The 888-nt window shown below is 53.5% G+C and carries 2 protein-coding genes and 1 pseudogene; 2 read left to right on the top strand and 1 reads right to left on the bottom strand.

The window, feature by feature from the left end:
• Positions 1 to 226: pseudogene (locus tag TPRIMZ1_RS0111940) on the bottom strand (hypothetical protein); the annotation flags it as partial.
• Positions 227 to 446: 220 nt separating this feature from the next.
• Between TPRIMZ1_RS0111940 and TPRIMZ1_RS0111935 the strand changes: the two are divergent.
• Both TPRIMZ1_RS0111935 and TPRIMZ1_RS0111930 read left to right on the top strand, forming a co-directional pair.
• Positions 447 to 698 carry a hypothetical protein gene (locus TPRIMZ1_RS0111935; RefSeq protein WP_010259786.1) on the top strand — a complete coding sequence of 84 codons (252 nt, stop codon included), beginning with the start codon at positions 447 to 449 and terminating at the stop codon, positions 696 to 698.
• A 9-nt stretch (positions 699 to 707) separates the two neighbouring features.
• Positions 708 to 888 (top strand): hypothetical protein (locus TPRIMZ1_RS0111930; protein WP_010259783.1); only part of this gene is annotated, 181 nt, incomplete at its 3' end.

Raw genomic sequence — 888 nt, 5'->3', positions numbered from 1 at the left:
CACGCTTCGTCCGCAGGCCCAGCTCTTTTTGCACCGCTTCGCTGATAACCAGGGTCTCCGCCCCGGTATCGACGACGGACCGTACCGTCATTTCCCGGATTTCCGGTTCTGCCAGATGCCCACGCTCAGCCGCACTTACATCACCCAGATTTTTCAGGGTGATTTCTTCATACACCGTTCCCATCAAGAGGGGAACCTTCGCCCTTTGGGCTTGGTTGAGTATCATGCTGCCTTCTTCTCCATTACGATTAGTATACCACACCGGGGGACCCCGGGCCAACGGCCGGACTTCCCCCATACCCCCCCTTTATGGAGCCGCCGTGAAAAATGCTTTAGCGGGAAATTATTTTTAGTGGGATTTTTTGTTTTTTTTGGCAAAAAAGGTGTCGGCCACCTGATCCGCCTTTTTTCTTGCTCAAACGCCTGTTTTGCGGTAAACTGGAACCATGGATGAGGCAATCACCTTCGTACCATCTGCGTTCAAGCACGGGGTTACCAAAGAAGCCATCTCCCAGGCGGTAAACCACCCCCAATACGAAGATCTCATGGAGGATTTTTCTGATAAGTACCTGCTCCTGGGCTTTGACGGCAATGCAAATCTGCTTGAAGTACTGTATAATCGTATTAACGAGAACACTATCCGTGTGTTCCACGCCATGCCGTGCCGCCCTGGGTGGCGCGCGCTTGTCACCATTTAGGAGGATACTATGGCTGATGATATGACCGACGAAGAATATGACGCTCTGGACGAACTTTTGACCCGCACCACCCCGAAGCTTTCGGGCAAACCCGGCGGCTTCTTCACCGACCGGGCCCGCTTGCGCGAGGCCCAAACTATCATCGTGGATGCCGTGACGATCCAGTGGGTGCACGACATGAGCGAAAAGA

Origin of the sequence: Treponema primitia ZAS-1 (assembly GCF_000297095.1) — a bacterium.
Taxonomy (GTDB): domain Bacteria; phylum Spirochaetota; class Spirochaetia; order Treponematales; family Breznakiellaceae; genus Termitinema; species Termitinema primitia_A.
This window is presented reverse-complemented; position numbering and strand designations above follow the sequence as displayed.